The following is a 25,833-nucleotide window of genomic DNA, read 5'->3' on the forward strand; positions in this document are numbered from 1 at the left end:
AAACAGCCCTTTGACTCATCAAGGAAACCACCCATGAAGAACACCCTCAAGTTGACGATTGGTTCACTGGCCTTAATGGGTTTGGCCGCTTGTGCGGCTCCTGGCAACAACAGCAACACAACTTCCGAGCGCCAGATGGATAAAGAAATTTCCCTGCAGGCTTATCACTGGCGTCTGTTTGCCACGACCGGCAAAGACGGCCAGCCAGCCCCCGCCATTCCAGGCGCTGGCGGCGAGCAAGTCACCCTGAATTTCACCGATACCATGATGTCGGTCGACAATCTGTGTAACGTCCTGGGGAGTGGCTACACCGTCAAGGGCTCCAAAATCACCTTCACCTCGCCTGTCAGCACCATGAAAATGTGCTCGGACCCCGAGTTGATGCGCAACGAACAAGCCGTGGGCAAACTCTTGCCTACCGCAACGGACTGGAGCATGGCCAAGGCTGATTCCTCTCCGGACAATCCAGCTCCTGTCCTGACCCTGAACTTCAAGGATGGAAGTAAATGGCGCCTGAAGGGTGAGCCTACCGCCACTACCCGTTACGGCAGCGAACCAACGCGCGTATTCCTGGAAGTGGCTGCTCAGCGCGAAGCGTGTTCGCACCCGTTGATGCCCAACTACCAGTGCCTGAAAGTACGTGAAATCCAGTACAACGACTCCGGCCTCAAAACCCACACGGGCGAATGGATGTACTACTACGGTGACATCGAGGGTTACACCCACACACCAGGGGTTCGTAACGTGCTGCGTATCAACCGCTACGAGCTGAAGAACGTGCCTGCAGACGCTTCGTCCAAGGCCGATGTACTGGACATGGTGGTGGAATCCGAGCAAGTCGGCAACTAAGCCAGGCGGCAAGCTCGTCTAAGCACGATCTATAAAGACGGCCTGATCAAATGCCCCCAAGGTTGGAGTTCTTTCCGGCCTTGGGGGTATTTGTTTCAGGGATGTTTTTTATCTGATTCAGGCAGCAAGCCACCCTGTTTCAGATAAGTAAAACTCCATAAGAAACAGCAGGTTCGAAGCCACAAATAGTTACTCACTGCTATGCTTTGAACCTAGTCAGCAGGCCTGCCCATCCGTAGTATGGAAATACCGGATAACATTTTTCACCTCCCTATTTATCCGGCTTCAGGCCTTGCGACATGCGAGGCTTTTTTTTGTGCCTGCACATGCTCTCAAGATAAAAAAATAGCCCGGCGGATCGCATTGACGTCACACCGGGCTTTTTAATTCCTGTCGCAGGCACTAGCGCTTGAACGAAAGAAACCGTGATGAGGCTGACCTTATTTCAGCGGCCCATAAAATATAAAAAATGCACCGGCCCCAATCAGCGTAAAGCCAAGCAGATGGTTAAGCGTAAAGCTCTCTTTCAGATACAGCACCGAGAACACCACAAACACCAGCAAGGTAATGACTTCCTGCATGGTCTTTAACTGTGCAGCACTGTAGACAGTATGCCCCAAACGATTGGCCGGCACCGCCAGACAATACTCCACCAGGGCGATCCCCCAGCTGATCAGCACGACTTTCAGCAACGGGCTATTGGGATACTTCAGGTGCCCATACCAGGCAATGGTCATGAACACATTGGAGACGACCAACATCAAGATGGGGAGGATCTTAGCCATTCTGGACACGGGGATAAAAAGCGGCCTGCGCCGCGACCCGGCCAGTGTAGCGTCACATTGGATCAACGCCTATGGGGACAATCAGGCAGCAGAAAGGCGGGGTATCAAACGAGTTGCCTCACTCCACAATCTTCAGGAAGTCCACCTCGATTTCGGGGGCCCGTTTAAGACTGGTATCCACCTCGCCAATCAGCTCCACCTTGGTTTTCTCATCCAAAGTCTGACCCGCAAAATGCTTGGCCTTGATCTCCGCCACGATCTCGCCGGTGCCATCAGAAAACACAAACTTGTCGTGCGCGGTTTGACGTAGAAGATGTCCCTGAATCCGTACATCCTGATCATCGACCGGGTTCTTTAAAATCTCCGCGACCGTGATCCGAGCAATCTCTGAAGGCCCCGTATATTGGGCATGGGCGGGAAACGACAATACAGCCGAAGACAAAGCCAGCGCCACGGCCGAGCGCAACTTGAGGTAACTGGACATAAAGACTCCCTTTGTTCATGGCTTGAAGTTCCACCATAACAGCAGATATCATCAGTGTCCTTATGAAAGCCGCGCTGTGGGGCTCGCCTTGTTACCAGACGCGACATCGTGACGCGCGTTTACTATCCACGGCTGCCGCCATCACGATGAACCCATTGCGGCACCTCGCAGCCAAGATCCTGCCTGGCCTGCCCGACCATGGTGAGGCAGTGATAGACTCTCTTCGCCCCTGCTCCGTCTCCGCCACCTGCTTCCTCAACAAACCAGCACTACACCTGCTCCATGCCCCTTCTTGAGAAACTAGGCCCTCGCATCTGCATTCTTGGCCCGTCCAATAGCGGCAAATCCACCCTGGCTGACGCTATCGAACGCAAACTGGCCATCCCGGCCGTGCATCTGGATCAGCTCTACCACCTGCCCCACACTAACTGGGTTCCCCGCCCCGAAGCAGACTTTATCGCGCTGCATCAGGCCGCTATAGCACAGGAGCAATGGGTGATGGAAGGCAACTACACACGTCACTTGGCCCCACGCCTGGAGCGCGCTACCGGCTTTATCGTGCTAGAGGTCTCCACCGCTACCAGCCTGCTGCGCTACTTTCGACGCACCCTGTTTGAGCGCAACCGTCGGGGTGCCCTGGAAGGGGGTAAAGACAGCGTGAAATGGCAAATGATCCGCCACATTGCCATCGTCACTCCGCCCAACCGCCATAAGTACCTAAGCATTTTTGACGCAAGCACCTTGCCTAAAGTCAGACTAGGCAGCCCCCGCGAACTGAAGCAGTTTTATCAGTGTGAAGGCTTGGAACGATGAGAAATTAAAGGCACTCATCATAACTTCAAGGGAACACAGTGGTCTGTGCTCAACATAGTTACTACGCTATATCATCTATGCTTTGAGAATAAATCGGCTGCTTAAAACAATCTGCCCCCCTTCCTTAACGCTTATTCATTTCCTGATTGACCGTCTCCATCCAGGCCTGATCGCAAGGTACAGGCTGTACCGGGTGCTGACCATACAAACGGATATGGACCACGTTGCACCACTCCTGCGAGCCGTAGTCGGGACCGTGCCCTTGCCCATCAGAAACAGCCAACTGGCGATCCACCTTTTCCAGCCACGCTTCGCTGCCCACTGTCTCGGGGGGTGCCGTAGTTTGGCAAGCGGCTAGCAATAAGGCGGGAACAAGCATTAAGATTCGCATGACAACATCCAAAACAAAATTTCAGCTATAGCAGAGCATAAAAAACTATTATTTTTCAATGCTCTTTTTATGGCAAGACCATCAGGGGCTCCAGCTCATCCCTGACATGCGAGACAACAATGAAATGCTTGTTACTGTGCCTGATCATGGCATTGCTTCCTCTCAGTATTCAGGCAAGAAACACCCCCTGCTCAGGCAAGAAAGGCGGTATTTCCCATTGCGAGGGGGAGGTTTTTGTATGCCGTGACGGTTCTGCCAGTGGCAGCAAGCGATCTTGCCCCGCCTACACCGGCACAGCGGGACGAAGTTCGCAGCCTGCTCCCCAAGCGCTGCGCTCTGGTAGCGCTTGCTCCTGCTCCAGTGGCACCTATTGCACGGGCCCACGCGGAGGACGTTATTGTGAAACCAGCACAGGTAGCAAACGCTATCAACGCAAATAAGAATGCCGCCTGAAGGGCTTGCTTAGCAATTGCCCTTTTTAGCCTGTCCGGGTGGACAGTGACGCTGGCCATATCCACCGTGCCCGTCTGGATCCACAATGACCGAACCCCTGGGAGTATGGACGGCACAGGCGGACAGAACAGCCGTCATGGTCAAAGCCAAAATAAGTGTTTTCATCATTATTCTCTGGGTTTTAGACGCGCTTATTGTGCTCCAAGGACACACAACAAGGTGCTACCAATCGCGAGCAAATACGGTTCGCTTCCCGCAGGCCCCAATCTCTTGCTCCGAGCGCCGCGTCGCTAGGCATAAACACGGACTTTATGTAATAATTGCGGACTTGTTGCCCCTCTAGCTCATGCTTGGTTAGAGCAGCGGACTCATAATCCGTTGGTGCCGTGTTCGACTCACGGGGGGGGCACCATCCATTTCAAGCTGCACCTGTATCTCAAAGCCGCACAATCTGCGGCTTTTATTCATTCAGGGATAACCGAAGCTCTGCCTCGAAACCCGATCGCCTGGTTTAACCACGTCGGTGTGTTCTGGCGTGGTCATCACGTTCAGAGGAAAAAGAGCATGGATCCCCGCGTCTTCCTGTTTGCCCTGGCTACTTTCGTCACGGGAACAGCAGAAAATATCATTGTCGGCCTGGTACTCGAGGTGGCATCCGGCTTGCACGTCTCCGTGGCCCTCGCTGGCCAGTTAACAGCAGTTTTTTCCCTGAGCTTTGCCTTGATGGCCCCCTGCGTACCTTTATTGGGGCATCAGATACGCCCTCGTCCCCTGTACTTGAGTGCCTTGGCGCTGTTCGTCTTTGGCAATGTCCTGGCCGCCCTCAGCCCGTCCTTCACGCTGTTGTTTCTGGCAAGAATGATCATGGCGTGCGCCAGTGCCGTGGTCTGTGTACTTGCCACTACCCTCATCACAAAACTGGTTCCCGCTTCGTTGCGAGGCCGTGCCATCGGCCTTATTTTTATGGGAATCAGCGGCTCACTCGTACTGGGGGTGCCAATAGGCATGATGCTGGGCCAATGGAGCGGCTGGCGCAGCGTATTTAGCATGCTGGCCGCTGTCGCAACTGTGGTTCTGCTGCTGTCCTGGCGCTATATCCCGACAAGCGAACCAGACACAAAGATGCAACTTTCATACCGTCGGCATTTGGCCAATAGGCGTTTGCTGGCCGCCCAAGGCGTATCTGTATTAATGATCGCGGGCCACTTTGCACTATTTGCGTACCTGCTGCCTTATTTACTGGATGTTGAAGCGCTAACGCCAGAAGGATCCGCCTACGCCTTCGGCATAATGGGCCTGGCGGGTGTCCTGGGGGGCTATGCAGGTGGGCGTCTAGCGGATCGTTTACCTGCAGCCCTCGCCTTGAAGCTTGTCCCGACTCTTTATCTCGGGGCCCTGCTCTCCTTGCCTTTCTTGCTGAATCATCTGCTTTGGCTGGGCAGCCTCATGTTGCTCCTCTGGTGCTGTATCAGCTGGATGATTTCTCCGGTTGTACAAAGCTTTTTGATACGTACTGACAGCGAGTCCTCCCAGGCCGGCATCAGTCTGAATTTCTCTGCCATGCATATTGGTGTAGGACTGGGAACCGCCTTTGGGGGATTCGTATTGAATCGGTTTTCTGTGGCGTCCCTGCCAGTCGCAGCGGCCTTTCTGGCAGCACTGTCCGTGCTGTTGGCCTTTATTGCTGCTCGTCCATCTCGCTGAATCCCACCCGCTCCCTGCCCTTAAAAGCAGCCAAAATCGCTTATCGTGCCGCCCAACGTCTTTTATATAACCGTAAGCACATAAACAACAATTGTTAAAGATTGTTTTATATGGGAATCCTTCGCTGCCTAGTCATTAAAATCGCTTCTCTTTTTATAAGTAGAAGGGGAAGTTCATGACTTTTCGTATGGGTGCATTGGCCGCTATGCTGGCCGTCGCTGGCCTGACGGCAGGCTGCCAGACAATGGATGTGGGTGGCATGGTGGGTGCGGGCAGCAAGGCTGTCCAGGCGTTCAGTTTGTCCGATCAGGAAGTGATTGCCCTGTCTGATCAATCTTGCAAGCAGATGGACGCTGAAAACAAAGTGGCCAGCGCCAACAGCAAGTACAACAAGCGCCTGCAACGTGTCGTTAAACCTTTGACGAAACAGTTGAACGGTCAAACACCAAACTTCAAGGTTTACCAGACTCAGGAAGTGAACGCCTGGGCCATGGCCAACGGTTGTATCCGTGTTTACGCCGGTCTGATGGACAAGATGAACGACGACGAACTGCGCGGCGTGATCGGTCACGAAATGGGCCACGTTGAACTGGGCCACAGCAAGAAAGCCATGCAAACCGCCTACGGTCTGTCCGCTGCCCGTGACGCGGCTGCCGCTACCGGTAACGGCGTGGTTGCTCAACTGAACTCCAGCCAATTGGGCGAGCTGTCCGAAGCCTTCCTGAACGCTCAGTTCTCGCAGTCGCAAGAGTCCGACGCTGACGATTACTCCTTTGAACTGCTGACCGAGCGCAAACTCAAGACCCAAGGTCTGGTCTCTGCCTTTGAAAAACTGGCTTCCCTGGATGGTGGTGAAAGCAGCGTGATGAGCTCGCACCCCGGCTCCAAGGAACGCGCCCAGCGCATGCAACAGCGCATCGACGCGGCCAAATAAGCCCAGTCGACGTAGCAAGCAGCATGCCTGTAACCCGTCCGCTTTTGCGGGCGGGTTTTTTTATGATGCACGCCTGCCCAAACTGTCAGAGATGGCGAATCATGGAAGGAGCCGCTGACCTCACGACAAACATCGGTTCGGAACTTTTTGGTTCTCGGGAGAACCAATCACCCAGCATCCGTACCCGTACTAGCTCGAACGCCCCAAACTGAATCACAATCCAGGCACGGCAAGACATAGCCTGAAAGCAGTTACTTTTCGTCGCGGGGGGCACCAAAAACCAATACCTGCTTTCAGGTATGCTTGTGCCATTCTTTGGTCTTGGCAGTTACGCTCTTGAAAAAGTCTTCCTCTTCAAAAAACTCCTGCCCTTGCGGCAGTTCCAACACCTACGAAGCCTGTTGTGGCCCTTGGCACCAAGGCCCTCACTACTTGCAAGCCCCCGATGCCGCCACCTTGATGCGTTCACGTTACAGTGCTTTTGTACGGGACGATCTGGACTACCTGCTGGCCACTTGGCATAGCTCCACTCGCCCCCATTCACTGGAACCTAATCCGCAGGGTTTGCAATGGCTGGGCCTGGACCTGCGGCGTCATGAGCGTGTTTCCGACACGGAAGCCATTGTGGAGTTTGTGGCTCGCAACCGCTTGAATGGCCGGGCAAATCGTCTGCATGAAGTCAGCCGTTTTGTCCTTGAGCAAGGCCAGTGGTTTTACGTGGACGGGGATTTTTCATGAGCCAGCCCAGCAAGCCAGAACAAGTGGAGCAGATCCATGGCTCCAGCCTGCCCATGGCTTTGCTTCTGGAAGCAGACCCCAGCATTCGTCTGATTGAAGGCTACCGGGACACGCCTCACGCCTGGTGCATCAAGGATCAGGGTGAAATTGTGGCAGCGGCTATTTTGCAGCGCAGAAATGCTCGGGATTGGGAGCTGATGAACATTGCCGTTCAGCCCTCCCATCAAGGTCATGGGCTGGGTGCCACGCTGCTGTCTGCCGTGATTGATTATGTGCGCCAGCAAGGCGGGCAGACCTTGTACGTTGCTACCGGCACCATTGGCTACCCAATTTTTTTCTATCAACGCGCCGGCTTTCGGGTGGTCGCTGTTGAATCGGATTATTTCCTGCACCATTACGACGAGGCCCTGTTTGAGGACGGTTTGCAGCACAAGGACCGTCTGATTCTAAGCCTTGCCCTGAACTAAAGGACAGCGCATCGCTGTCCCTTCCTTCTGGTTGATATGCTGAGCACTTTAAGCAATTTTGCAGAACAAGCCACGGCGCTGATCAGCGCGCATCCTCAATGGGTCGCTCCCGCCGTGTTTGCGCTGTGCCTGGTTGAATCCCTGCCCTTTTTAGCCCTCATCATTCCCGGCACCGCCATCCTGCTGTCCGTTGGGGCCCTGGTGGGCGCCGGCGAAATGGATTTATTGCCTGTCTGGCTGGCCGTCACCTTGGGTGCTGGCATTGGCAATGCCATTTCCTTTTTTCTGGGCCAGCGCTACGGAGGCAACCTGTTCCACTTTGAGTGGGCGCGCAAGCGTTTGCACCTGTATGCGAAAGCACAGGCGTTTTTTGCGCGCTGGGGATGGTTTAGTATTGTGGCCTGTCGTTTTGTGGGGCCTTTGCGCTCGACAGTCCCCTTGATTGCCGGCACCTGTGCCATGTCGCCCCTCAGCTTTCATATATCATCCTGGGCTTCGGCCGCCTTATGGGCCAGCGTTCTGCTGCTTCCCGGCTGGTTCAGTTTTCAACCCTGATTTTCCATGACCCCTGTCAGCCTCGCCTACCTGCATTTATTCATCGCGATTATCTTCGAGATCATCGCCACCAGCCTGCTGCAGCGCTCTGAGCAGTTCACCCAAGTAGTACCCAGTGCGTTTACCGTGCTCTTTTATGCGGGCGCGTTTTATTTCCTGTCGCTTAGCCTGCGCGTCATGCCGGTCGGGGTGGCCTATGCCATCTGGAGTGGCGTGGGTATTGTGCTGATTTCGCTGATCGGCTGGGTCGTCTTCAAGCAGAAACTGGACTTGGCCGCCATGATTGGCATTGGCTTTATTGTGGTGGGCGTGCTGATTGTGAACCTGTTTTCCAAAGCCGTCGGCCATTAATTCGGATAAGTAAACATGATTGCCCTGATTCAACGCGTACGCCAGGCTCAAGTCGATATCGACAAGCAGACCGTTGCAAAAATTGGTGCTGGCATGGCCGTTCTGGTCTGTGCCGAACACGGCGATACCAGCGAGCAAGCCTCACGTTTGCTGGACAAATTATTGGCTCTGCGCATTTTCTCGGACGAGCAGGGCAAGATGAATCTGAACCTGTTGCAAGCCGGCGGCCAGCTCTTGCTGGTCAGCCAATTTACCTTGGCTGCCGACACACGCAAGGGTAACCGTCCCGGTTTTAGCCGTGCGGCGCCCCCTGCTATCAGCCAACCCTTGTTTGATGAGCTGGTTTCCATGGCCCGTACCCGCCTGCCTGATACACAGTGCGGTGTGTTTGGTGCCGATATGCAATTGAGTCTGACCAACGATGGTCCAGTCACCATTCCCTTGCATATCGCTCCGGACACCGACCCAAGCTGACGTTTGCCTTAAAGAAACTCCATCCCTATAATTGCGCAGGGTGTTTTGCTGGCATGGTGCAGCAAGGCAGGTTAATTACATACGCAAGGTCGGGCCGCCTTGTGGAGATTTGCCGACCATGTCCCACCCTTCCCCCGGTGCGCCCTTGCCGCGTGCCCATGTTCTGACCCGCCAGCTTCAAGCTCAATTGCAGCGCCTTTTGCATATCGAGGCCTTGGGCGGGGTCGTTTTGCTGCTGGCTGCAGCCGTGGCCCTGATCTGGGCCAACTCTTCATTTTCTGATAGCTACTCAGCCCTCTGGCATACCCAGGTCACCCTGGAGCTGGGCTCCTGGCGTTTCTCGCAAGATCTGCATTTTTGGGTCAACGACATCTTGATGACCCTGTTTTTCCTGGTTGTCGGGATGGAGATTCGCCGCGAGATTCATGATGGCGCCCTGTCCGACTGGCGCTCGGCCATGCTGCCTATCTGTGCAGCGCTGTCCGCCATTACCTTGCCTGCACTGATCTACGCGGCCATGAACCCCGACCCGAAAGTGCTGATGGGTTGGGCCATTCCTACCGCCACCGACATTGCCTTTGCCGTCGGCGTACTGGCTTTGCTGGGCCGCTCACTGCCTCCCAGCCTGCGGGTATTCTTGCTGGCGCTGGCCATTATTGACGACCTGGTCGCCATCCTGATCATCGCCTTCTTTTACTCCGGCGGTCTGGACTACAGCGCTTTCCTGATTGCAGGAGTGGGGATTGTGGCGGTTCTGGGTCTGCAAAAAATGGGCATAGGCTCGGCGTGGGCCTATGTCGTTCCCGGCGCGATCTTGTGGTTTGGCCTGCTGAAAACAGGTGCTCACCCCACCCTGGCCGGTGTGGTCCTGGGCATGATGAGTCCCGTGCGCACGTTGCCACTGCCACGCAAGGCCCGTCACCTGAATCTGGAACTGGCAGCCGAGCTGGAAGGCCAGCACGACACCCAGGAAATCATGCACACCTTGCAGAAGATGCAGCTGGCCCAGCGTGAAATCCTGCCGCCGGTTCAGCGTATTCCTGCACTGTTGCATCCTTGGGTGGCGTTCATCATCATGCCGGTGTTTGCCTTGGCCAATGCCGGGGTCAGCCTCAATGGCCTGGACCTGAATGCTGCCGGCGCACAAAGCGCACTGTTTGGTGTGGCCATTGCCCTGATTGTGGGCAAGCCCTTGGGCGTCCTGCTGGGCACCTGGTTGCCCGTGCGCCTGGGTCTATGCACCCTGCCTGCCGGCATGGATTGGGCAGGCGTCACCCTGATTGGTTTGCTGGCCGGTATCGGCTTTACCATGTCCATCTTTGTGGCCAACCTGGCCTTTGCCGAGCCGGTTCTGCTGGATGCGGCCAAGCTGGGCGTTCTGTGCGGCTCGTTGGCGTCCGCGGTACTGGGCTTGGTATGGGGTCTGATGGTGCGTCGTCGCTATCAGCAGTCTGCCAGCCAGGCAGCGTATAGCCAGGCATAAGCAACCAGAAAAAAAACAGGCCCACATTGATGTGGGCCTGTTTTTTTTTTGGGGGGACTGATCAATTAATCAATGGTCAGCACACGCTCGTTCAGGATGCGGCGGCAATCCATTTCGTATTCCAGATCCTTGACCGGGGGACGCGCCAGGTGCCAGCCCAGGCCATGGCTGATCGCACCACGATTGGCCAGCTCGCTGGCCATGAAGGGGTGCAGATTGTGCACGGTGTAGGCATGGGTTGCGGTGGTATCAGCCCACTCGTGGCCCAGCACTTCCAGACGACGCTCCATTTCACCCAGAACCCACTGAGCTTTCTTCAGCAAGCCCTCAGGCGATACGTCCTGATAAGCCACAATGCTCTCTATATAGTCATCGGGCGTTTCGGGTACTTCGCAGCTGCCCGCAATCACAAAGGTCGCTTCCTCAATATCGGTTTCCACCGTGTAGCTGAAGGCGTAAAAGCTGGGTTCGGCAGGCGCGCCTACCAAAGGCGACACATTGCTGCGTGCGACCGGATTGTGTTTGCCTTTGATCAGGCCCCATTCTTTCAGCGTTTCCAGGTACAGCTCATTGAATTTGTTGAAATCGCTGTCGCTGACTGGCTCGGGGGAGCGCAGCTCGCAAGCGCACAAAGCCGTCAACGGACGCTCTTCCGCTTCCAGCACGGCTTGAATCAGGTCAAAGCCTTCTTTCAGTGGCACGGGGGCAGAAAACACGACCCGGCAGATCTCGTAACCGGGCTGAGCGGCCACCCCGCCCGAAAAGCGGTTCACGCCGGTCGGAATGAAGCGGTAGTTGCCCTTGTCAAAATTAATCGCATTGCTCATGGTTGTTCCTGATCGTGTAGTGGGCCTTGGCCCGCCTGGGTCGAATCGCCGTTATGCGGCAAAGCGGGCACTATAGCACCCTCTGAACCGTCTCAAGTTCGATGCAAGGGCGCAACCCCCACCTTAACAGCACAAATCATTTGTTTGCGCATCATTGCAATCGCTTTGACTTCCCGTGCAGACCTCCCTACGATGGCGATATTCTTCATCACGCTGATTTTCAGCTTGGTATTGCACTGAGCGGTTCTATGGGCAAATCATGGATCGATTCACAGACATACTTAGACCACAGCATCAGCAATTTTCCAGACAAAATGCAGCGGCCTGGCGTTTCCTGCGCCCGGCCTGGGCAGCACGTATTCGCAAAGAACGCTATCCTAGCGAGTTTCATGCGAACTGAGCCGGTTCGCTTTACGGTCTGTTGGCCCGGAGCCAGCCTCCCGAATTCAAGACCCTGTACCTGCACGCCCACTGGAGTATTGCATGTCCACGCATCCATCAACTGAGCTACTTGGCCCCCAAACCCCGATTGCCGATATTGTTCTGGCCCTGAATCAGCTGGAGCAAGGCCCCGCGCTGCTCGCTGCCCAGGAACTGGATAACGAACGTTTGCAGGCCTTGCTGGAAGTACCGGAGCTGCGTTGGGCCAGTGCGCTGTTGACAGAGCTGACACGTCCCGAGCGCCTGCCAGTCCTGGAGCAACTGGCCGAAGACCGAATGGCCGACTTGCTGCAAGATCTGGACCATGAAGATCAGGAGCAGATTCTTGGCCGCCTGACTCAGCACACCCGCACCTCCATCATGCGTCTGATGCACTATCCGGCAGACACAGCCGGCGGCATCATGACTACCGAGTTTCTGCAAGTGCCCATGAGCTGGAATGTGGCACAAACCTTGCAGCACATTCGGGAAGTGGAAAGTACCCGCGAAACGGTCTATGCCATCTATGTGGTCAACGACAAGCAACAACTGCAATTTGTGGTGCCTTTGCGCAAGCTGGTGTGCGCCGACCCGCAAGCGGCCCTGACCGAGTTGTGGAGTGGCGACAGCCCCATTGCCGTGCAGGCCCTGACGGACAAGGAGGCCGTGGCTCAACTGATACGCCGCCACGACTTTCTGGCAATCCCGGTCGTGGACGAGGCCAATGCCATCATCGGCATTGTGACGGTGGACGACGTGATTGACGCCCTGATGGACGAGGCCGCCGAAGACATGAACCGCTTCGGGGGTGCCGAACATATTGGCAAACCCTATTTGCAGGCGGGCTTTAGCACCATGGTCCGCAAACGGGGCGGCTGGCTGGCCATTCTGTTCCTGGGTGAAATGCTGACCGCCAGTGCCATGCAGTACTACGAAATTCAGCTGGAAAAGGCCGTGGTCCTGGCCATGTTCATTCCCTTGATCATGAGCTCCGGCGGGAACTCCGGCTCCCAAGCCACTTCCCTGCTCATTCGCGGTCTGGCCCTGGGTGAAGTCCGGGTGCGTGACTGGTGGCGCGTTCTGCTGCGCGAACTGCCTGTGGGCCTGGTGCTGGGCACCATGTTGGGGGCGATCGGCTTTGTCCGTATTGAAATCTGGCAGCACCTGGGCCTGTACGACTACGGCGAACATTCCTTGCTGATTGCCTTCACCATCTGGCTGGCCCTGGTCGGGATTGTGACCTTTGGTTCCTGCATCGGCTCCATGCTGCCCTTTATCTTGCAACGCGTCGGTTTCGACCCGGCCAGCGCCTCGGCGCCCTTGGTGGCGACTCTGGTGGACGTGCTCGGTTTGGTCATTTATTTCTCCGTCGCCGCGCTGCTCTTGACCGGAACGCTGCTCTAGCCATGAATATTTTTGTTCAATCCATACAAAAAACTGCACAGTAAGAGACAAACTCGGTAACCTATCCGAATTTCACCGTTACATTCCCTCTGGCAGGCAGGGGGAGCCTGACACATTTCGTCTAACTTGGCCTTCATGGGCCGCTTCGGACATAAGCACCTATGCGGATACTCGACCAGTTCTTCATCAGTGCGGACCAGATGGCTCCCTTTTTGGTTGGCAGCTATAACAGTGGTCTGGTCATCCTGTCGCTACTGGTTGCCATCTTCTCCTCGGGCATGGCCCTGCACACGGCCCATATTGCCCGCATGGCGGACTTGCGCCTGCATCGCCAGATTGCTATCTGCACGGGTGCCATTGCTCTGGGCGGCGGCATCTGGACCATGCACTTTATTGGCATGCTGGCCTTTGAACTCTGTACCAGCGTCCACTACGACCCGGCCATCACCATGCTGTCGGTTCTGCCCAGCGTGGGCGCATCCTGGGTGGCGCTGCAAATCCTCTCGCAAGCTCGTGTCCAGCGCTTGCACCTGATTGTGGGCGGCATTTTGGTGGGCCTGGGCATAGGCACCATGCATTACAGCGGCATGGCGGCCATGCGGATGGCACCGATGCTGCGCTACGAGCCTTTTACTTTCTTCTTGTCGATTGTGCTGGCGGTGGTACTGGCAACCGTGGCCCTGTGGATACGCTTTCGCCTGCATCGCACTCGCCTGACCTTGCTGCAACGCGTGGTGATCAGCGGCATTGTGCTGGGCCTGACCATCTCCGGCATGCACTACACCGGCATGGCCGCCGCCCGTTTCATAGGCCAGACCACTCCGCCCGATGACATGATCGTCTTCAACAGCACCTTTGCGTCCATGGTGCTGTCTACCTTCACCATTACCGTAACGGTGCTGGTTACCGCTGCCAATGGTCTGCTGCGCTATCGCCAGCTGTTTCTGAAGATGGAAGAGAGCGAATCACATAACCGTGCCATTGTGGATACAGCGATTGACGGCATCATCACCATCAACAGCCACGGGACCATTCTGGACTTCAACCATTCGGCAGAACGCCTGTTTGGCTGGAAAGCCGGTGAAGTGCTGGGCCGCAATGTGAACATGCTGATGCCCGAGCCGGATCGCTCGCGCCACGACAGTTATCTGTCCAATTACCTGCGTAGCAATGACCCCAAGATTATTGGTGTAGGTCGGGACGTGACCGGACTGCGTAAAGATGGCAGTTTGATGCCGATGCGCTTGGCGGTTGGCAAGGTTCGCCAACCAGGCGACCCGCTATTTGTGGGTTTTGTCACCGATATGAGCCGCTACAACGCGCTGACCCAGTCCCTGCGTCAAAGCGCCGAAAAAGCGGAACAGGCGGCCCAGGCCAAAAGTGCCTTCCTGGCCAATATGAGCCACGAAATCCGCACCCCATTGAACGCGATTATCGGCTTTAGCGACTTGATGCTGAACGACCAGCTCAATGCGCAACAGAACAAGCACCTGGCCATCATCAACCAGTCCGCTCGCTCCTTGCTGGCCTTGCTGAACGATATTCTGGACACCACCAAGCTGGAACGAGGCTCGGTGGAGCTGGAACAGGTCGATTTTTCCTTGATTGAACTGTGCGAGCAGGTCATGGCCTCGCTGCGTTTGGCCGCCGACGCCAAGAACCTGGAATTCCGTCTGAATTATGCGCCCAATCTGCACCCCTTTTACAAAGGCGATCCGCTGCGTATTCAGCAAGTGCTGAACAATCTGATCGGCAATGCCATCAAATTCACACAAAGCGGTGCAGTGCGCGTAGAGGTGAACCCGGAACCCGGACGCAATGCCGTTTCCATCCGTGTCACCGATACCGGCATCGGCATGACGCCCGATCAGCTGCGCCATGTATTTACCCCCTTTACCCAGGCCGACGTGTCCATCAGCCGCCGTTTCGGTGGGACGGGGCTGGGCGTGTCCATTGCGCGCCAGCTGGTCGACTTGATGGGCGGTACGCTGGAAGTTCAAAGCACCCTGGGCGTAGGCAGTGTGTTCGAGGTCCGCATTCCACTGGAGCCCGGTAAAGAGCCCAGCCTGAACCCGGACGATCCTCATCTTCCGCAACTGCCTCCTTTGCGTATTCTGGTGGCTGATGACGTCAGCCTGAATCAGGAACTGTTGACCCTGGCACTGGAGCAGCACGGGCATTCGGTGATTGCTACCGATAATGGCCACAAAGTGTTGGAGCTGCTGTCCGAGGAAGACTTTGACGTGGCCTTGCTGGATGTGCATATGCCCGAGCTGGACGGCCTGGAAACCGCCCGCCGCTGGCGCGAGCAGGAACGCCGCGAAGCACGCCTTCCCTTGCCCCTGATTGCACTGACCGCCAGCGTCATGGAATCCGATCGCCGCGCCGCACAGGAAGCCGGCATGAACGGCTTTGCCACCAAACCGCTGGACCTGCCCTCTTTGCTGCAGGAAATTGCCCTGGTCATGGGGTTAAGCCCCGCTGACTCTACGGAGCACAACGTTGAGCCGCAAGAGAGCAGCCTGATCGATTGGGACATGGGCCTGAGTCTGTGGGGCTCGGAAGTCCGTCTGCGTCGCGCCCTGCTCAGTTTCCTGTCAGACCTGCATACCCGTTACCCGCTTGACGAAATCAAGCAGCCCTCACCGAACTGGGAAATTGTGCTGGGCAGCCTGCACGGTATTCGCGGCACCTCCGGCAATCTGGGCCTGCCACAAGTCTCTGCCCTGAGTGCCGAGCTGGAAGACAAAATTCGGCATGGTCAGACTCGCCAGATGCGTGGCCGTATTGAGCAGCTACAGGACATGTTCAGCCGCATTGCCCACGAGTTAAGCCATCATGGCGCCCCCACGCCCTATTCGAACCCGCAAAACATCGTGGTACACACCCCCGACGTGGCCTTGAACTACCTCCATATCCTGCATAACAGTGTCTTGCTCAACGAGCTTGATGAACCGGCCTTGCAGGTGGTTTGCCAGTACCTGGAAAGCACAGGGCAAACGGATACCCTGAATAATCTCAATAAAACTATAGACGTATTCGACTTTGCTCAGGCCAGTATCATCCTGTCCGCGCTGATCAAAGACCTGAATGCCAGCTTGGCCAAGGATACGCCACGTCATGAATGAATTTACCGCGCCACGCGCTACCCTCTTGCTCATCGATGACGAGCCGGCCAACCTTCAAATTCTGCGTCATACCCTGCAACAGGACTACCGCTTGCTCTTTGCCAAAGATGGCGTCAAGGCGCTGGAGCTGGCGCAACGGGATCTGCCCGACTTGATCCTGCTGGACATCATGATGCCGCAAATGTCGGGCTACGAAGTCTGTCGAGCCTTGAAGGCAGACATCAAGACCCGGCATATTCCTATCGTCTTTGTGACGGCGCTCTCGCAACCACATGACGAGCAAATGGGCCTGGACATGGGGGCGGTGGATTACATCTCCAAGCCCTTCAATCCGGCGATTCTGAAGGCGCGCATCCGCAACCATCTGTCTTTGGTGCAAATGCAGGAACTGCGCGATAGCCGCCTGCAAATTATTCGATGCCTGGGTACGGCCGCCGAATACAAGGACAACGAGGTTGGCCGCCACGTTATCCGTATGAGCCACTACACCCGCATTCTGGCGCACTGGCTGGGCTACTCCAGTGAAGCGGCCGACGAGTTGCTGCATGCTGCACCCATGCACGATATCGGCAAAATCGGTATCCCCGACTCCATCCTGCAAAAACCCGGCAAGCTGACAGCCCACGAGTGGAAAATCATGCGTACGCACACCTTGATTGGCGCCCGCATTATTGGCCAGCACTCCCATGGCCTGCTGAAACTGGCGCGCACAATTGCACTGTATCACCACGAAAAATGGGATGGCAGCGGTTATCCCTACGGCTTGAAGGGCGAGGAAATCCCCCTGCCCGCCCGCATTGTGGCCGTGGCCGATGTCTTTGACGCCCTCGCCAGTGACCGGCCCTACAAGAAAGCCTGGAGTGTGGAACGCTGTATCAGCTATCTGCGCGAGCAATCCGGCCTGCACTTTGATCCGCAACTGGTGGCCCTGCTGGACAAATGCTTGCCCGAAATGCTGCATATCAAGGAAAAATGGGCGGACGATCCGCATACGCTGGCCAAGGCATAGACAGGCCCCAAGCTCATCCGCAACTCTGCTGTCAGACTGGCCGTTCGCCCTCAGCCCGGCAGGCCTGTCTTACAATGACGGCTTTATCATCTCCTGCCCGATCCTACATGGCCGCTTTGCGTATTCGCCAAGTCCGACTTCATAAAAAACTGTCTTTGCGCAAGCTCGCCGAGCTGGCCGAGGTCTCCCCGGGCCTGATCAGCCAGGTAGAGCGCGGCTTGACCCAGCCCAGTCTGGACACCTTGCGCCAGATCGCGCGTGCGCTGGATACGCCTTTGTTTTCCTTGCTGGATGACAATGTGGAACAAGTGGCGGTGGTGCGCCAGAACGAGCGCATGAGCATTCAATCCGCCTCGGGCGTGCAGTATCAGCGGGTATCGCCCGGCTTTGGCAGTATCGAAATGCTGGCGGGCTTTTTGCCGCCGGGCGGAAGCTCGGTCGGGCAGCGCTGGAGCCACCCTGCCGAGGAATGTGTGCTGGTTACCGAAGGCCAGCTACTGGTCGATGTGGGGGATGATCAGCACTGTTTGCAAACGGGCGACAGCTGTTATTTCAACTCCAGCCTGCCCCATGCCTATCGCAATCCTTACGACAAGGATGTGCGTTTTATTGTGGCGATCACCCCGCCCAGCTATTAAGCGCCAGAACTAGGCCGCGCTGTGCAGCTGGGCCTGGATCAGATCCAGCTCGGTTTCATGGCAACGCTGCAAACGCAGCCAGCGGTTTTCATCCATGTCTGCACCGCGTGTCGCCAGCATGATCAAAATGCAGGAATCCTGATCCAGCGGCTGCACCATGGCGCTGATGCGTGGCGTGCGTTGCGTGGCGCTGCCGACCCAGTAGCGAATCAGCCCTTGCTCGGCCAGAATCTCCACGCTGACATGGGTCTGGCCACCGTCAAACAAGGACGTGCCCACGACCAGGCCCGGCTCCACCGTTTGCGTATCAAAGCAGCCCAGGGACCAGCGTCCCAGAGCATCCAGATCCGCCATATAGTCCATCACGACCTTGGCCGGTCGTTCGATACGGCGGCTGGCTTGATGCGCCCAAGTTTGGCTATCCATCCCTGTTTCTCCTTACCAACCGGCTTGCAAGGTGTCGCACAGGCGCAGCACATCCTGCTCGGTGCAGACATTGCCGGGCGACAAGCGCAAAACGCCATCACGCTGGTCACAATACAGCTCCTGCTCGCGCAACTGATCCACCATGGCCTGCGCACGCTGGGCACTGCTGGCACGCAACATGATGCTGCCGCCGCGCTCATTCTCGGCCAAGGGCGTCAGCACGGGCCAATTGGCCTTGTCTGCACGATCCAGCAAGATAGCCGTCAATGCCCGGTTTTGTTCCAGCAATTTTTCCACGCCGGTTTCCAGCACAAAACGCATGCCAGGCAAGGACGCGATACTGCCCAAAATAGCCGGTGTGCCATGGTCAAAACGACGTGCGCCTTCGGCATAGCTGAACTGGTCCAGATTCCAGTTAAAGGGATCTTCCTGGCTGAACCAGCCACGGAACTCGGGTTCGCACTGCTCGATCAGATCCGCACGCACGTGCAAAAGGCTGGCTCCCGACACGCCGCAGGCCCACTTCAAGGACGCCGACAAGGTAAAGGCCACGCCTTCATGCACGGTAAACGGCACCAGACCGGCCGCTTGCGTCAAATCCAGCGCCATCAGGCTGCCATGCTCCGTCGCACACTGCGCCATACGATCGACATCCACCCGGTGCGAGGATGTCGAGCTGACCCAGGTCACCAGGGCCAGGCCCACGTTGTCGTCCCAGGCATTGATGAAATCGTCATCCGTCACATAGGACAGGCCCGCGCTCAAGGGCACGGTACGCAGGGTGAAACCCAGACGCAGGGCCAGCTTTTGCAGCAGAAAATGCAGGCTGGGGAAGCAATCAGCGGCGACCAGCAAGGTACGCCCTTTGAGCACATGCGCAGGCAAGGAACCCAGAATGCTGTAGAGGCCACCAGTGACGTTTTCGCTAAGCGCAATATCCTTGGAGTCCGCGCCAATCAGGCTGGCCCAGGCATCCATGAACGCCTGCTTCTGACCCAAGGCGTAGCCCCACTGGCCATCATCCTGAGCCGACCAGACCTGGCTGAACTGATCCAGTTCGGCACGCATGGCGGCTTCCTTGCCCTCGAACATGCCAATGGAGTGATAAAGAAAATATCCGGACATCATTCACTTCCTTGAAAATCAATCGGCCAACTGACGGCCAGAGGTTTCCTGCACCGTGCTCAGGGCGGCAATCCCGATCAGCGCCACGACCATCACATAGAAGGCGGGTGCCATGCTGGAACCGGTCAGGCCCGTCAGCCAGGACGCCACGAACGGCGCCGTCGCTCCACCCAGAATGGTGGCGATGTTAAAGCCCAGCGACACGCCGCTATAGCGCACTCGCGTAGGGAACAATTCGGCATACAAGGGATAGCCCACGGCCTGGACCACGATGAAGGGCAAAATGGACACGGCTACGGCAATGACCGCCAGCGGGAAACTGCCCCAGGAGGCAACCCACATGGTCAAGGGCACTAGCACCAGATAGCCCAGCAAGCCAATCGTCAACAAAGGCTTGCGACCGAAGCGGTCAGACAGGCCGCCGGCAAAAGGCATGATGAAGGCCGAGCACAAGGTGACCAGGGAAATCAGCCAGAACACCGCAGTGCCGTCGTATTTCAGGGTGTGGATCAAGTGGGTACTCAGGTAGACCACGCCCACGTAACCTGCCGCATTCTGGGCAAAACCAATGGCAATGACCTGCAAGAGGGGGCGGCGGTAATCACGCACAATCAAGGACAAGGGCGAATGCTCGGGGTGATGGCTTTTGAGCATTTCCTTGAAGCGCGGCGAATCCTCAATGCGCGAACGGGCCCAGACGCACAGAATGATCAAGGGAATGGACAGCAAAAAGGGAATGCGCCAGCCCCAATCCAGCATGGCTTCCTTGCCCACCAATGCCGTCACCAAACCAGCTACCCCCGTGGCCAGGGACAAGCCCAAAGTGGCCGCTGCCGGATTGAATGCACCAAAAAAACCGCGCTTGCCGGGGGGCGAGCATTCCGCCACATACGTGGCCGCGCCGGTAATTTCACCCCCGGCAAAAAAGCCCTGCAGCAAACGGCACAGCAAGAGCAAGGCCGGCGCAGCCAGGCCCAGGGTAGCGTAGGTGGGCAGCATGCCCATTAATGCACTGGCCACCCCGATGCCCACAATGGTGAACATCAAGGCAGCGGTACGACCATGCTTGTCACCGAACCAGCCAAAGAAGATCCCGCCCAAGGGCCGGGCCAGAAAGGCGCCGCCAAACACGGCCAGCGTGGACAGCAAGGCCGCATTTTCATTACCGGCGTGGAAAAACAGCACGCTCAGCGTGACCGCCAGGACGCCGTACAACTGAAAATCGTAGTACTCGATCATGGTGCCTAAACCAGCAGCACTGGCAGCACGCCAGGGCGATACGGGTGCTTCGCCCTGAGAGGACTGTTTCTTGCTCATGTCTCATCCATCCTGATGCGCATCACGCGCTTCTTCTGTTTAGTGTGGCTAAACAAATTATACGGATGAATATTTCAGCTTTCAATCACTGGGAAAACCCTAAAGGTCTTCGTCCTCGGCCCTGTCCTTGTCCATGGCTTCCTGCACCCAGCGTTGCGCCGGATGCAAGCTGATGCCCTGCTGACGCAGACGGCGCAAGATATCCAGCATCAGGTTGCTGCGCACCCGGCGGTGCACCCGCATGCTGTTGATGAAACAACGCGTACTGAACGCGACCCCATCACCAAAAATCCCGTCACACGACAGGATGGGGGCAGGCTCGTCCAGAATTTCCGGCTCGGACAGCACAGCGTCGCGCAGAATCTGCATGACGGCATCCGCGTCCACATCCAGCGGGAACAACAAGCGGGACTCAATCGCCCCCAGAGAGGTGGGCGTGTAGGTCAGGTTGCGTACCTGCCGCCCCATCATCTGGGCGTTGGGAACCATCACCATCGTGCGATCAAACCGCTCCACATACGTCGCCCGCAAACGGATCTGGCGCACATTGCCTTCGCTGCCCTCCACTTCCACCCAGTCCCCGACTTTGACGGGGCGCTCCACCATCAGCATCAGGCCAGAAGCAATGTTCTGCACAATACCCCGCAAACCAAAGCCCAGGCCCACCGTCAAAGCGGTAAAGATCCAGGTGACTGACTCAATCGGTACACCCAGCATGGACAGACAAATCACCAGCAGAACGAAGTAAGCGACATAGCCCACCATGCCCACGATGGCATTTTGCAGGCCGGGCTCCAGTGTGGTGTTGGGCATGTAGTTCTGACGCAGCCAGACACGCAAAAAGTGGATCAGCACGGCGCCTACCAGCATCACGCCCAAGGCAATCAACCACAAATCCAGGCGCCACTGCACCGCACCCAGACGCAAGGCCTCACGCGATACATCCAGCCCCGACTCCAGCAGCTGTTTCGGTTCACTTAACCAGTCGCCACTAATCAGCCAAACGGCCAAACCCAGCACCGTCATGCGGGCAATGGCAAAGAACACCACAATGAACTGGCTTTGCACTCGAATCGGTGCAGCCACGGGGTCCCGGCTGCGGTTTTGCAAATACGTCAGCAAGGAGTCCGACACATCCTGCAGCCAAACCATGCCCACATAGGTAAGCAGACCAAACACCAAAGGCATAGTTATGAAATGCGACATCAAATCATCGGACAAACCCTGCCAGCCGCCAACGAACAGTCCCAGCACCAGCATATAGATAAGGACAGCGCCCTTGAAAGCCAGTCGCGCCCAGCCCCGCGCCGTTTTGGCTCCCCCCTGCCCCGCTGCATCGGTCTTGCCAAACAGCTCGCCCCGCAAGACCCACAAGCCATAGCCATACAGCAGCAAATACAGCACGCTGCTGACGCCATCAATCAGAGACTGAAACGCGTCCGACATGCCCAGTGAGGCCTGGAAAAAAACGTCGGTAATATCGGCAAACGCAATCAGAAAAAAGGCAGGCGCAAAGTAACGCAGCCCGCGCTGGGCCTGATCCGAGATGGGGATCAAGCGCCAGGTGGCCCGAGGCTGCATCACAATGCCTTTGATACAAGCGAACGCCACGGCGGCAATAACGGCCGATATTTTCAGATGGGCCAGCAAATCCAGCTGCAAGGCTTGCAGGTCTGGCCGGTCAAACAGCAGCTCGACCACCAGGTCGGCCACGATCCAGCTGAGCACAAACCACAGCAGAAAATTGGCAATCGTCAGACTGGAGCGGCGCAGGCGTCCCGCCGGCAAATAACGACTGACCCACACGGGCATGACGCGGAACAAACAGCTCGTCAGAATCAGGACCGCCGCCGCCATCCACAATGAAGCGCTACTTTGCTGCCAACTGCTGGTGTGCCAGGTTTGACGCCACTGTTGCGCGAAGTCGGACAGCCTTTGCCGATCTGCCGGCCAGGCCTCTTTCAGCTCGGGCAGGCTTTCAAACAACACCAAAGAGGAATTGCGTTGCCAGCGTTTGGCGTACTCGTAGCGCTTGGTCGCCTCTCGCAATAACTGACGGGTCTGCTGCGTTTCCAGCTGCACCAGGCGCGCTACGCGCAAATCCGCACGCAAGGCAGCATCGGCTCGCCGCAACTGCATGCGCTCGTTATGAAGTGTGGCCTGGTCGGCCTCGTCCCCGGCGTCCTCGCCCAGTTCTTGCAAGCGGGCTCGCACCAGTCGGCTACGGCGTTCCAGCGACTGTACCACCCGGCTAGACAACTCCTGCGCTTGCAGCAGCTTTTGATCCTGCTCGTAAGCACGCTCCGGCCGTATCGAGATCTGGTTGCCTTCCAGCCGGAACTGCATCAGGCGAATTTCATCCTGAGTCCGCTGTAGATCCCGCATCATTTGACGCTCTTGCTCTACCTCGGACAAGGCTTGTGCCTGTGCTCCCGTCCAGCCCCCCATCAGGCTCAGGCACACGAGCAAGACCTGCACACATAGTCTTAGCGGCTTCATAGCTTCTGTCTCCCTGGGCCCTGCCTGTTGTTTTTATCTGGGTTTACTCATTCAACAAGGGGTTATTGCTTTCCGTCTGGCTGGTGACCGGCGTGGTGGGCAGCACCGTCATGGTTTGCGTGTGGTGCAGGGCCAGACCTTCTTTTCGCAACTCATCCAGAATATCGAACATCAGGACACTGCGTACCCGGCTGCCAATTCGTGGCGAGGCTACATAGCAGGTCGCCGTAAACTGCAAGCCGTTGGCATCAAAACCGTCCAACGTCACATCAGGCGCCGGATCGGCCAATACATCGCTGTAGTTCTGCATCACATCCAGCATGATAGAACGCACCCGTTTAGCGTCGGTGTCGATAGGCATATTGATCTTGACCTTTACCACCCCCAAGGGGTTGCTCAAGGTCACATTGCGCACGGTTTTGGTAATGAACTCGGAGTTCGGCACGATCAGGGTAGAACGGTCAAACATCTCGATTTCCGTGGCACGGGCATTGATCTTGCGCACATTGCCCTCCACCCCGTTCAGGCTGACCCAGTCTCCAATCTTGATGGGACGTTCGGCCAACAGAATCAGCCCCGATACAAAGTTCTGCACCACCGCTTGCAAGCCAAAACCGATACCCACGGACAAGGCGGAAATCACCCAGGCCATGCGTTCCAGCCCAATACCCAAAGACGAAATCGCCGTGGCCACCACAATGAAGTAGCCCACATAGCTGAACAGGTTTGCGGTAGATACGCGCATACCGGGATCGATACGCGTAGCGGGCAAAAGCTGGTTGGCAACCCAGCGCTGCAAGGCTTTGACGAACAAAATGCCCAGCACCAGAATCAGCACCGCCACCAGGACGGAGCTCGGTTTTAGCTGCACCTGCCCTAAAGAAAAGCCCTTGACCAAAAAGCCCAAACGACGCTGCAGCCACTGCGTGGGGTCTTCCCCAAAGGGAAGCAGGACCAGGGTAATCGCCGTGATAATCAGGCACAGACGCAGCGCCCCGGATAGCACAATCACGATCTGGCTGCTGCCGCGCAATTGCGTGCTGGTCCACTCATTGGCGGCCCGTTTTTCCTTGAACTGCAGCAGCAGGCTTTGGCCAATATCGGCAATCAATGCAACCAGCACATAGCAGGTGCAAATCACCAGACTCAGCCACAGCATCTCCTGCACAATCAGGCTGCTTAGCGCGATATAACCCAGCAAGAAGGCAATCATGCCCAGCACAATCACCACACCCAGGGTGATGGGAATCGCGCGCAACCAGGTTGCCCCTTGCTGGACATGGACGGTTTTCTGGGGATCCTCGCCACCTTCCGGCGCCGGTGTCTTTTCACGCCCCTGACTTAAATTCCAGGCGGCAATCGCAATAAAAATGCTCAGGGTCAGCGTGTTGAAGCTGTTAACCAGCAAAGTGGTGCTTAGCGTGGCGTTGATCAATCCCAGCAATTGCTGCGACATCCAGGTCAAGGCCACCATGATCCCCAGCGCAAGCGGCAACCAGGCCAGCTTCAGGGCCACCGTGCTGGGGATAGGCGGCAAGCGCCAGCTAGGACGCTGTGCCGACAAGAGCACACGCCCCATTCCCGTGACAAAGCCACCCAGGTACAAGGCAAAGACGGATTTGGACACAAAGCTGGCCAGATCCGGGGCCAGATTGCCGTTCCAGTAAAACAGCCCTGCTGCCACCGAGGCCAGCAAACCGGGCGTCAGACTGTAGAGCACAATCAAGGCTGTCGCATAAAAAGAGCGTCGCAAGCGCGAGGGCTTGGTATGACTGATGGTAAAGCGCTCCAGCCCCCGCACCGCCCAGACCGACAGGCCCAGCAACGCCAAGCCCAAAGCACCTGCCGACCACAGCACATAGGCGGGCAAGTCCGTGACACGTTGGGCCAGATCCTTGCGCATGCGTTCCACCCGCGCCAGATCACCTGGCAAGTCACGCGACACATTGCGCCAGAAACGCGGCGTCAAGACCGATTGCGACTGCCGACCCAGCTCTGCCTGAAAAATCACACGGCGCTGCTTGGACACCTGATCCAGACCTTGCGTGGTTTCCACCCCGATCAAACGGGCCAGCTTGATCATGCCGTCCAGCTCGGTCACCGACTGCTGCAACTGCGCACGCTGGCGGGCAATGTCCTCGGACTCCCCAGCCGGATCGTCTACCGGCCCCAACTGACTCAAGCGTGCCGTCACACTGAGCAACTCCGGCTCCAGACGCACACTCGTTTCCTGCGCCTGCTCTTGCGCCAGCAACAACTGATTGCGCAGGGCCACCAGATCCGAATCACTTAAACCGTCATTTTTCTGCAAACGCTCCTGCACGGTTTGCAAGGTGTCCCGCAATTCATTCAGGGATTCACTGGCCTGCGCAGGCGTCCAGGCTCCTGTCTCGGCCGTCGCAGGGACAGTCGTTACGGCCAGCACCACAGCCAGCAGCCACAAGGGCAAAAAAGCACACAGGCGCGAACGGCGAAAAGCGTGCATCAGAAAAACTCCGGCTAAACAATAAGGCCCCACGCATGAAACCGGCAGGGCAGCAGAAAACATGCACAGAATAC

The 25,833-nt window shown here is 56.9% G+C and carries 23 protein-coding genes and 1 tRNA gene; 15 read left to right on the forward strand and 9 right to left on the reverse strand.

What is annotated here, in order from left to right; genetic code table 11:
- The first annotated feature begins 33 nt into the window (after positions 1-33).
- On the forward strand, positions 34-849 hold the full coding sequence (locus tag Q9R35_RS09585; RefSeq protein WP_063693170.1) for an META and DUF4377 domain-containing protein: 816 nt from the start codon (positions 34-36) through the stop codon (positions 847-849).
- 440 nt (positions 850-1,289) lie between these two features.
- Here the strand turns inward: Q9R35_RS09585 and Q9R35_RS09590 are convergent, their stop codons facing one another.
- Positions 1,290-1,634: a DMT family protein gene (locus tag Q9R35_RS09590; protein ID WP_021446759.1), complete on the reverse strand. Its 345-nt coding sequence runs from the start codon at positions 1,632-1,634 to the stop codon at positions 1,290-1,292.
- A gap of 118 nt (positions 1,635-1,752) precedes the next feature.
- Complete coding sequence (locus tag Q9R35_RS09595) at positions 1,753-2,118, reverse strand: YgiW/YdeI family stress tolerance OB fold protein (RefSeq protein WP_125304171.1); 366 nt, start codon at positions 2,116-2,118, stop codon at positions 1,753-1,755.
- A gap of 282 nt (positions 2,119-2,400) precedes the next feature.
- On the opposite strand from Q9R35_RS09595, the gene Q9R35_RS09600 reads away from it, so the two are divergent.
- Positions 2,401-2,931, forward strand: a complete 531-nt coding sequence (locus tag Q9R35_RS09600) for a hypothetical protein (RefSeq protein WP_063693172.1) — start codon at positions 2,401-2,403, stop codon at positions 2,929-2,931.
- 124 nt (positions 2,932-3,055) lie between these two features.
- Here the strand turns inward: Q9R35_RS09600 and Q9R35_RS09605 are convergent, their stop codons facing one another.
- Positions 3,056-3,322 (reverse strand): hypothetical protein, encoded by a 267-nt coding sequence (locus Q9R35_RS09605; RefSeq protein ID WP_042488002.1) that lies wholly within the window; start codon positions 3,320-3,322, stop codon positions 3,056-3,058.
- Positions 3,323-4,108: 786 nt separating this feature from the next.
- On the opposite strand from Q9R35_RS09605, the gene Q9R35_RS09610 reads away from it, so the two are divergent.
- From Q9R35_RS09610 to nhaA, 9 genes are all read left to right on the forward strand, one after another.
- A tRNA-Ile gene (locus Q9R35_RS09610) sits at positions 4,109-4,187 on the forward strand.
- Positions 4,157-5,479 (forward strand): MFS transporter, encoded by a 1,323-nt coding sequence (locus Q9R35_RS09615; protein ID WP_311219781.1) that lies wholly within the window; start codon positions 4,157-4,159, stop codon positions 5,477-5,479. The genes Q9R35_RS09610 and Q9R35_RS09615 overlap by 31 nt, the downstream gene beginning before the upstream one ends.
- Positions 5,480-5,654: 175 nt before the next feature.
- Entirely contained in the window at positions 5,655-6,413 is a 759-nt protein-coding gene (locus Q9R35_RS09620) for a M48 family metallopeptidase (RefSeq protein WP_311219763.1), read from the forward strand.
- A gap of 336 nt (positions 6,414-6,749) precedes the next feature.
- Positions 6,750-7,151, forward strand: coding sequence for a YchJ family protein (locus Q9R35_RS09625; RefSeq protein WP_042488906.1), 402 nt, complete (start codon positions 6,750-6,752; stop codon positions 7,149-7,151).
- Positions 7,148-7,618 (forward strand): GNAT family N-acetyltransferase, encoded by a 471-nt coding sequence (locus Q9R35_RS09630; RefSeq protein WP_042488910.1) that lies wholly within the window; start codon positions 7,148-7,150, stop codon positions 7,616-7,618. Before Q9R35_RS09625 ends, Q9R35_RS09630 begins: the two co-directional genes overlap by 4 nt.
- 36 nt (positions 7,619-7,654) lie before the next feature.
- Positions 7,655-8,173, forward strand: coding sequence for a DedA family protein (locus Q9R35_RS09635; protein ID WP_042488913.1), 519 nt, complete (start codon positions 7,655-7,657; stop codon positions 8,171-8,173).
- Positions 8,174-8,179: 6 nt separating this feature from the next.
- A complete protein-coding gene (locus tag Q9R35_RS09640; RefSeq protein WP_042488916.1) occupies positions 8,180-8,524 on the forward strand; it encodes a multidrug efflux SMR transporter in 345 nt (114 codons plus the stop codon).
- Between the two features lie 15 nt (positions 8,525-8,539).
- Positions 8,540-8,998 (forward strand): D-aminoacyl-tRNA deacylase, encoded by a 459-nt coding sequence (dtd, locus tag Q9R35_RS09645; protein WP_063693184.1) that lies wholly within the window; start codon positions 8,540-8,542, stop codon positions 8,996-8,998.
- Positions 8,999-9,116: 118 nt separating this feature from the next.
- Complete coding sequence (gene nhaA / locus Q9R35_RS09650) at positions 9,117-10,481, forward strand: Na+/H+ antiporter NhaA (protein ID WP_199265635.1); 1,365 nt, start codon at positions 9,117-9,119, stop codon at positions 10,479-10,481.
- Between the two features lie 65 nt (positions 10,482-10,546).
- Here nhaA and Q9R35_RS09655 read toward each other — a convergent pair whose 3' ends face one another.
- Positions 10,547-11,308: a hypothetical protein gene (locus tag Q9R35_RS09655; protein WP_042488924.1), complete on the reverse strand. Its 762-nt coding sequence runs from the start codon at positions 11,306-11,308 to the stop codon at positions 10,547-10,549.
- Between the two features lie 483 nt (positions 11,309-11,791).
- Here Q9R35_RS09655 and mgtE point away from each other — a divergent pair, with 483 nt between their 5' ends.
- The 4 genes from mgtE to Q9R35_RS09675 all read left to right on the forward strand — a co-directional run bounded on the left by mgtE (position 11,792) and on the right by Q9R35_RS09675 (position 17,907).
- Positions 11,792-13,132 carry a magnesium transporter gene (gene mgtE / locus Q9R35_RS09660; protein ID WP_311219764.1) on the forward strand — a complete coding sequence of 447 codons (1,341 nt, stop codon included), beginning with the start codon at positions 11,792-11,794 and terminating at the stop codon, positions 13,130-13,132.
- A gap of 161 nt (positions 13,133-13,293) precedes the next feature.
- Positions 13,294-16,260, forward strand: coding sequence for an MHYT domain-containing protein (locus Q9R35_RS09665; RefSeq protein WP_311219765.1), 2,967 nt, complete (start codon positions 13,294-13,296; stop codon positions 16,258-16,260).
- Positions 16,253-17,269, forward strand: coding sequence for an HD-GYP domain-containing protein (locus Q9R35_RS09670; RefSeq protein WP_199265632.1), 1,017 nt, complete (start codon positions 16,253-16,255; stop codon positions 17,267-17,269). The genes Q9R35_RS09665 and Q9R35_RS09670 overlap by 8 nt, the downstream gene beginning before the upstream one ends.
- A 74-nt stretch (positions 17,270-17,343) precedes the next feature.
- Positions 17,344-17,907 (forward strand): helix-turn-helix domain-containing protein, encoded by a 564-nt coding sequence (locus Q9R35_RS09675; RefSeq protein WP_223254014.1) that lies wholly within the window; start codon positions 17,344-17,346, stop codon positions 17,905-17,907.
- A 9-nt stretch (positions 17,908-17,916) separates the two neighbouring features.
- Here Q9R35_RS09675 and Q9R35_RS09680 read toward each other — a convergent pair whose 3' ends face one another.
- The 5 genes from Q9R35_RS09680 to Q9R35_RS09700 form a co-directional block, all read right to left on the reverse strand.
- On the reverse strand, positions 17,917-18,333 hold the full coding sequence (locus tag Q9R35_RS09680) for a hypothetical protein (RefSeq protein WP_042488935.1): 417 nt from the start codon (positions 18,331-18,333) through the stop codon (positions 17,917-17,919).
- A gap of 12 nt (positions 18,334-18,345) precedes the next feature.
- Complete coding sequence (locus Q9R35_RS09685) at positions 18,346-19,461, reverse strand: aminotransferase class V-fold PLP-dependent enzyme (RefSeq protein WP_240513939.1); 1,116 nt, start codon at positions 19,459-19,461, stop codon at positions 18,346-18,348.
- A 15-nt stretch (positions 19,462-19,476) separates the two neighbouring features.
- A complete protein-coding gene (locus Q9R35_RS09690) occupies positions 19,477-20,775 on the reverse strand; it encodes an MFS transporter (RefSeq protein ID WP_042488942.1) in 1,299 nt (432 codons plus the stop codon).
- Between the two features lie 99 nt (positions 20,776-20,874).
- Positions 20,875-23,274: a mechanosensitive ion channel domain-containing protein gene (locus Q9R35_RS09695; RefSeq protein ID WP_311219766.1), complete on the reverse strand. Its 2,400-nt coding sequence runs from the start codon at positions 23,272-23,274 to the stop codon at positions 20,875-20,877.
- Between the two features lie 43 nt (positions 23,275-23,317).
- Positions 23,318-25,759 carry a DUF3772 domain-containing protein gene (locus tag Q9R35_RS09700; RefSeq protein WP_311219767.1) on the reverse strand — a complete coding sequence of 814 codons (2,442 nt, stop codon included), beginning with the start codon at positions 25,757-25,759 and terminating at the stop codon, positions 23,318-23,320.
- Positions 25,760-25,833 lie beyond the last annotated feature (74 nt).

It is taken from the genome of Alcaligenes sp. AB3 (assembly GCF_031844565.1).
Classification (GTDB): domain Bacteria; phylum Pseudomonadota; class Gammaproteobacteria; order Burkholderiales; family Burkholderiaceae_B; genus Alcaligenes; species Alcaligenes faecalis.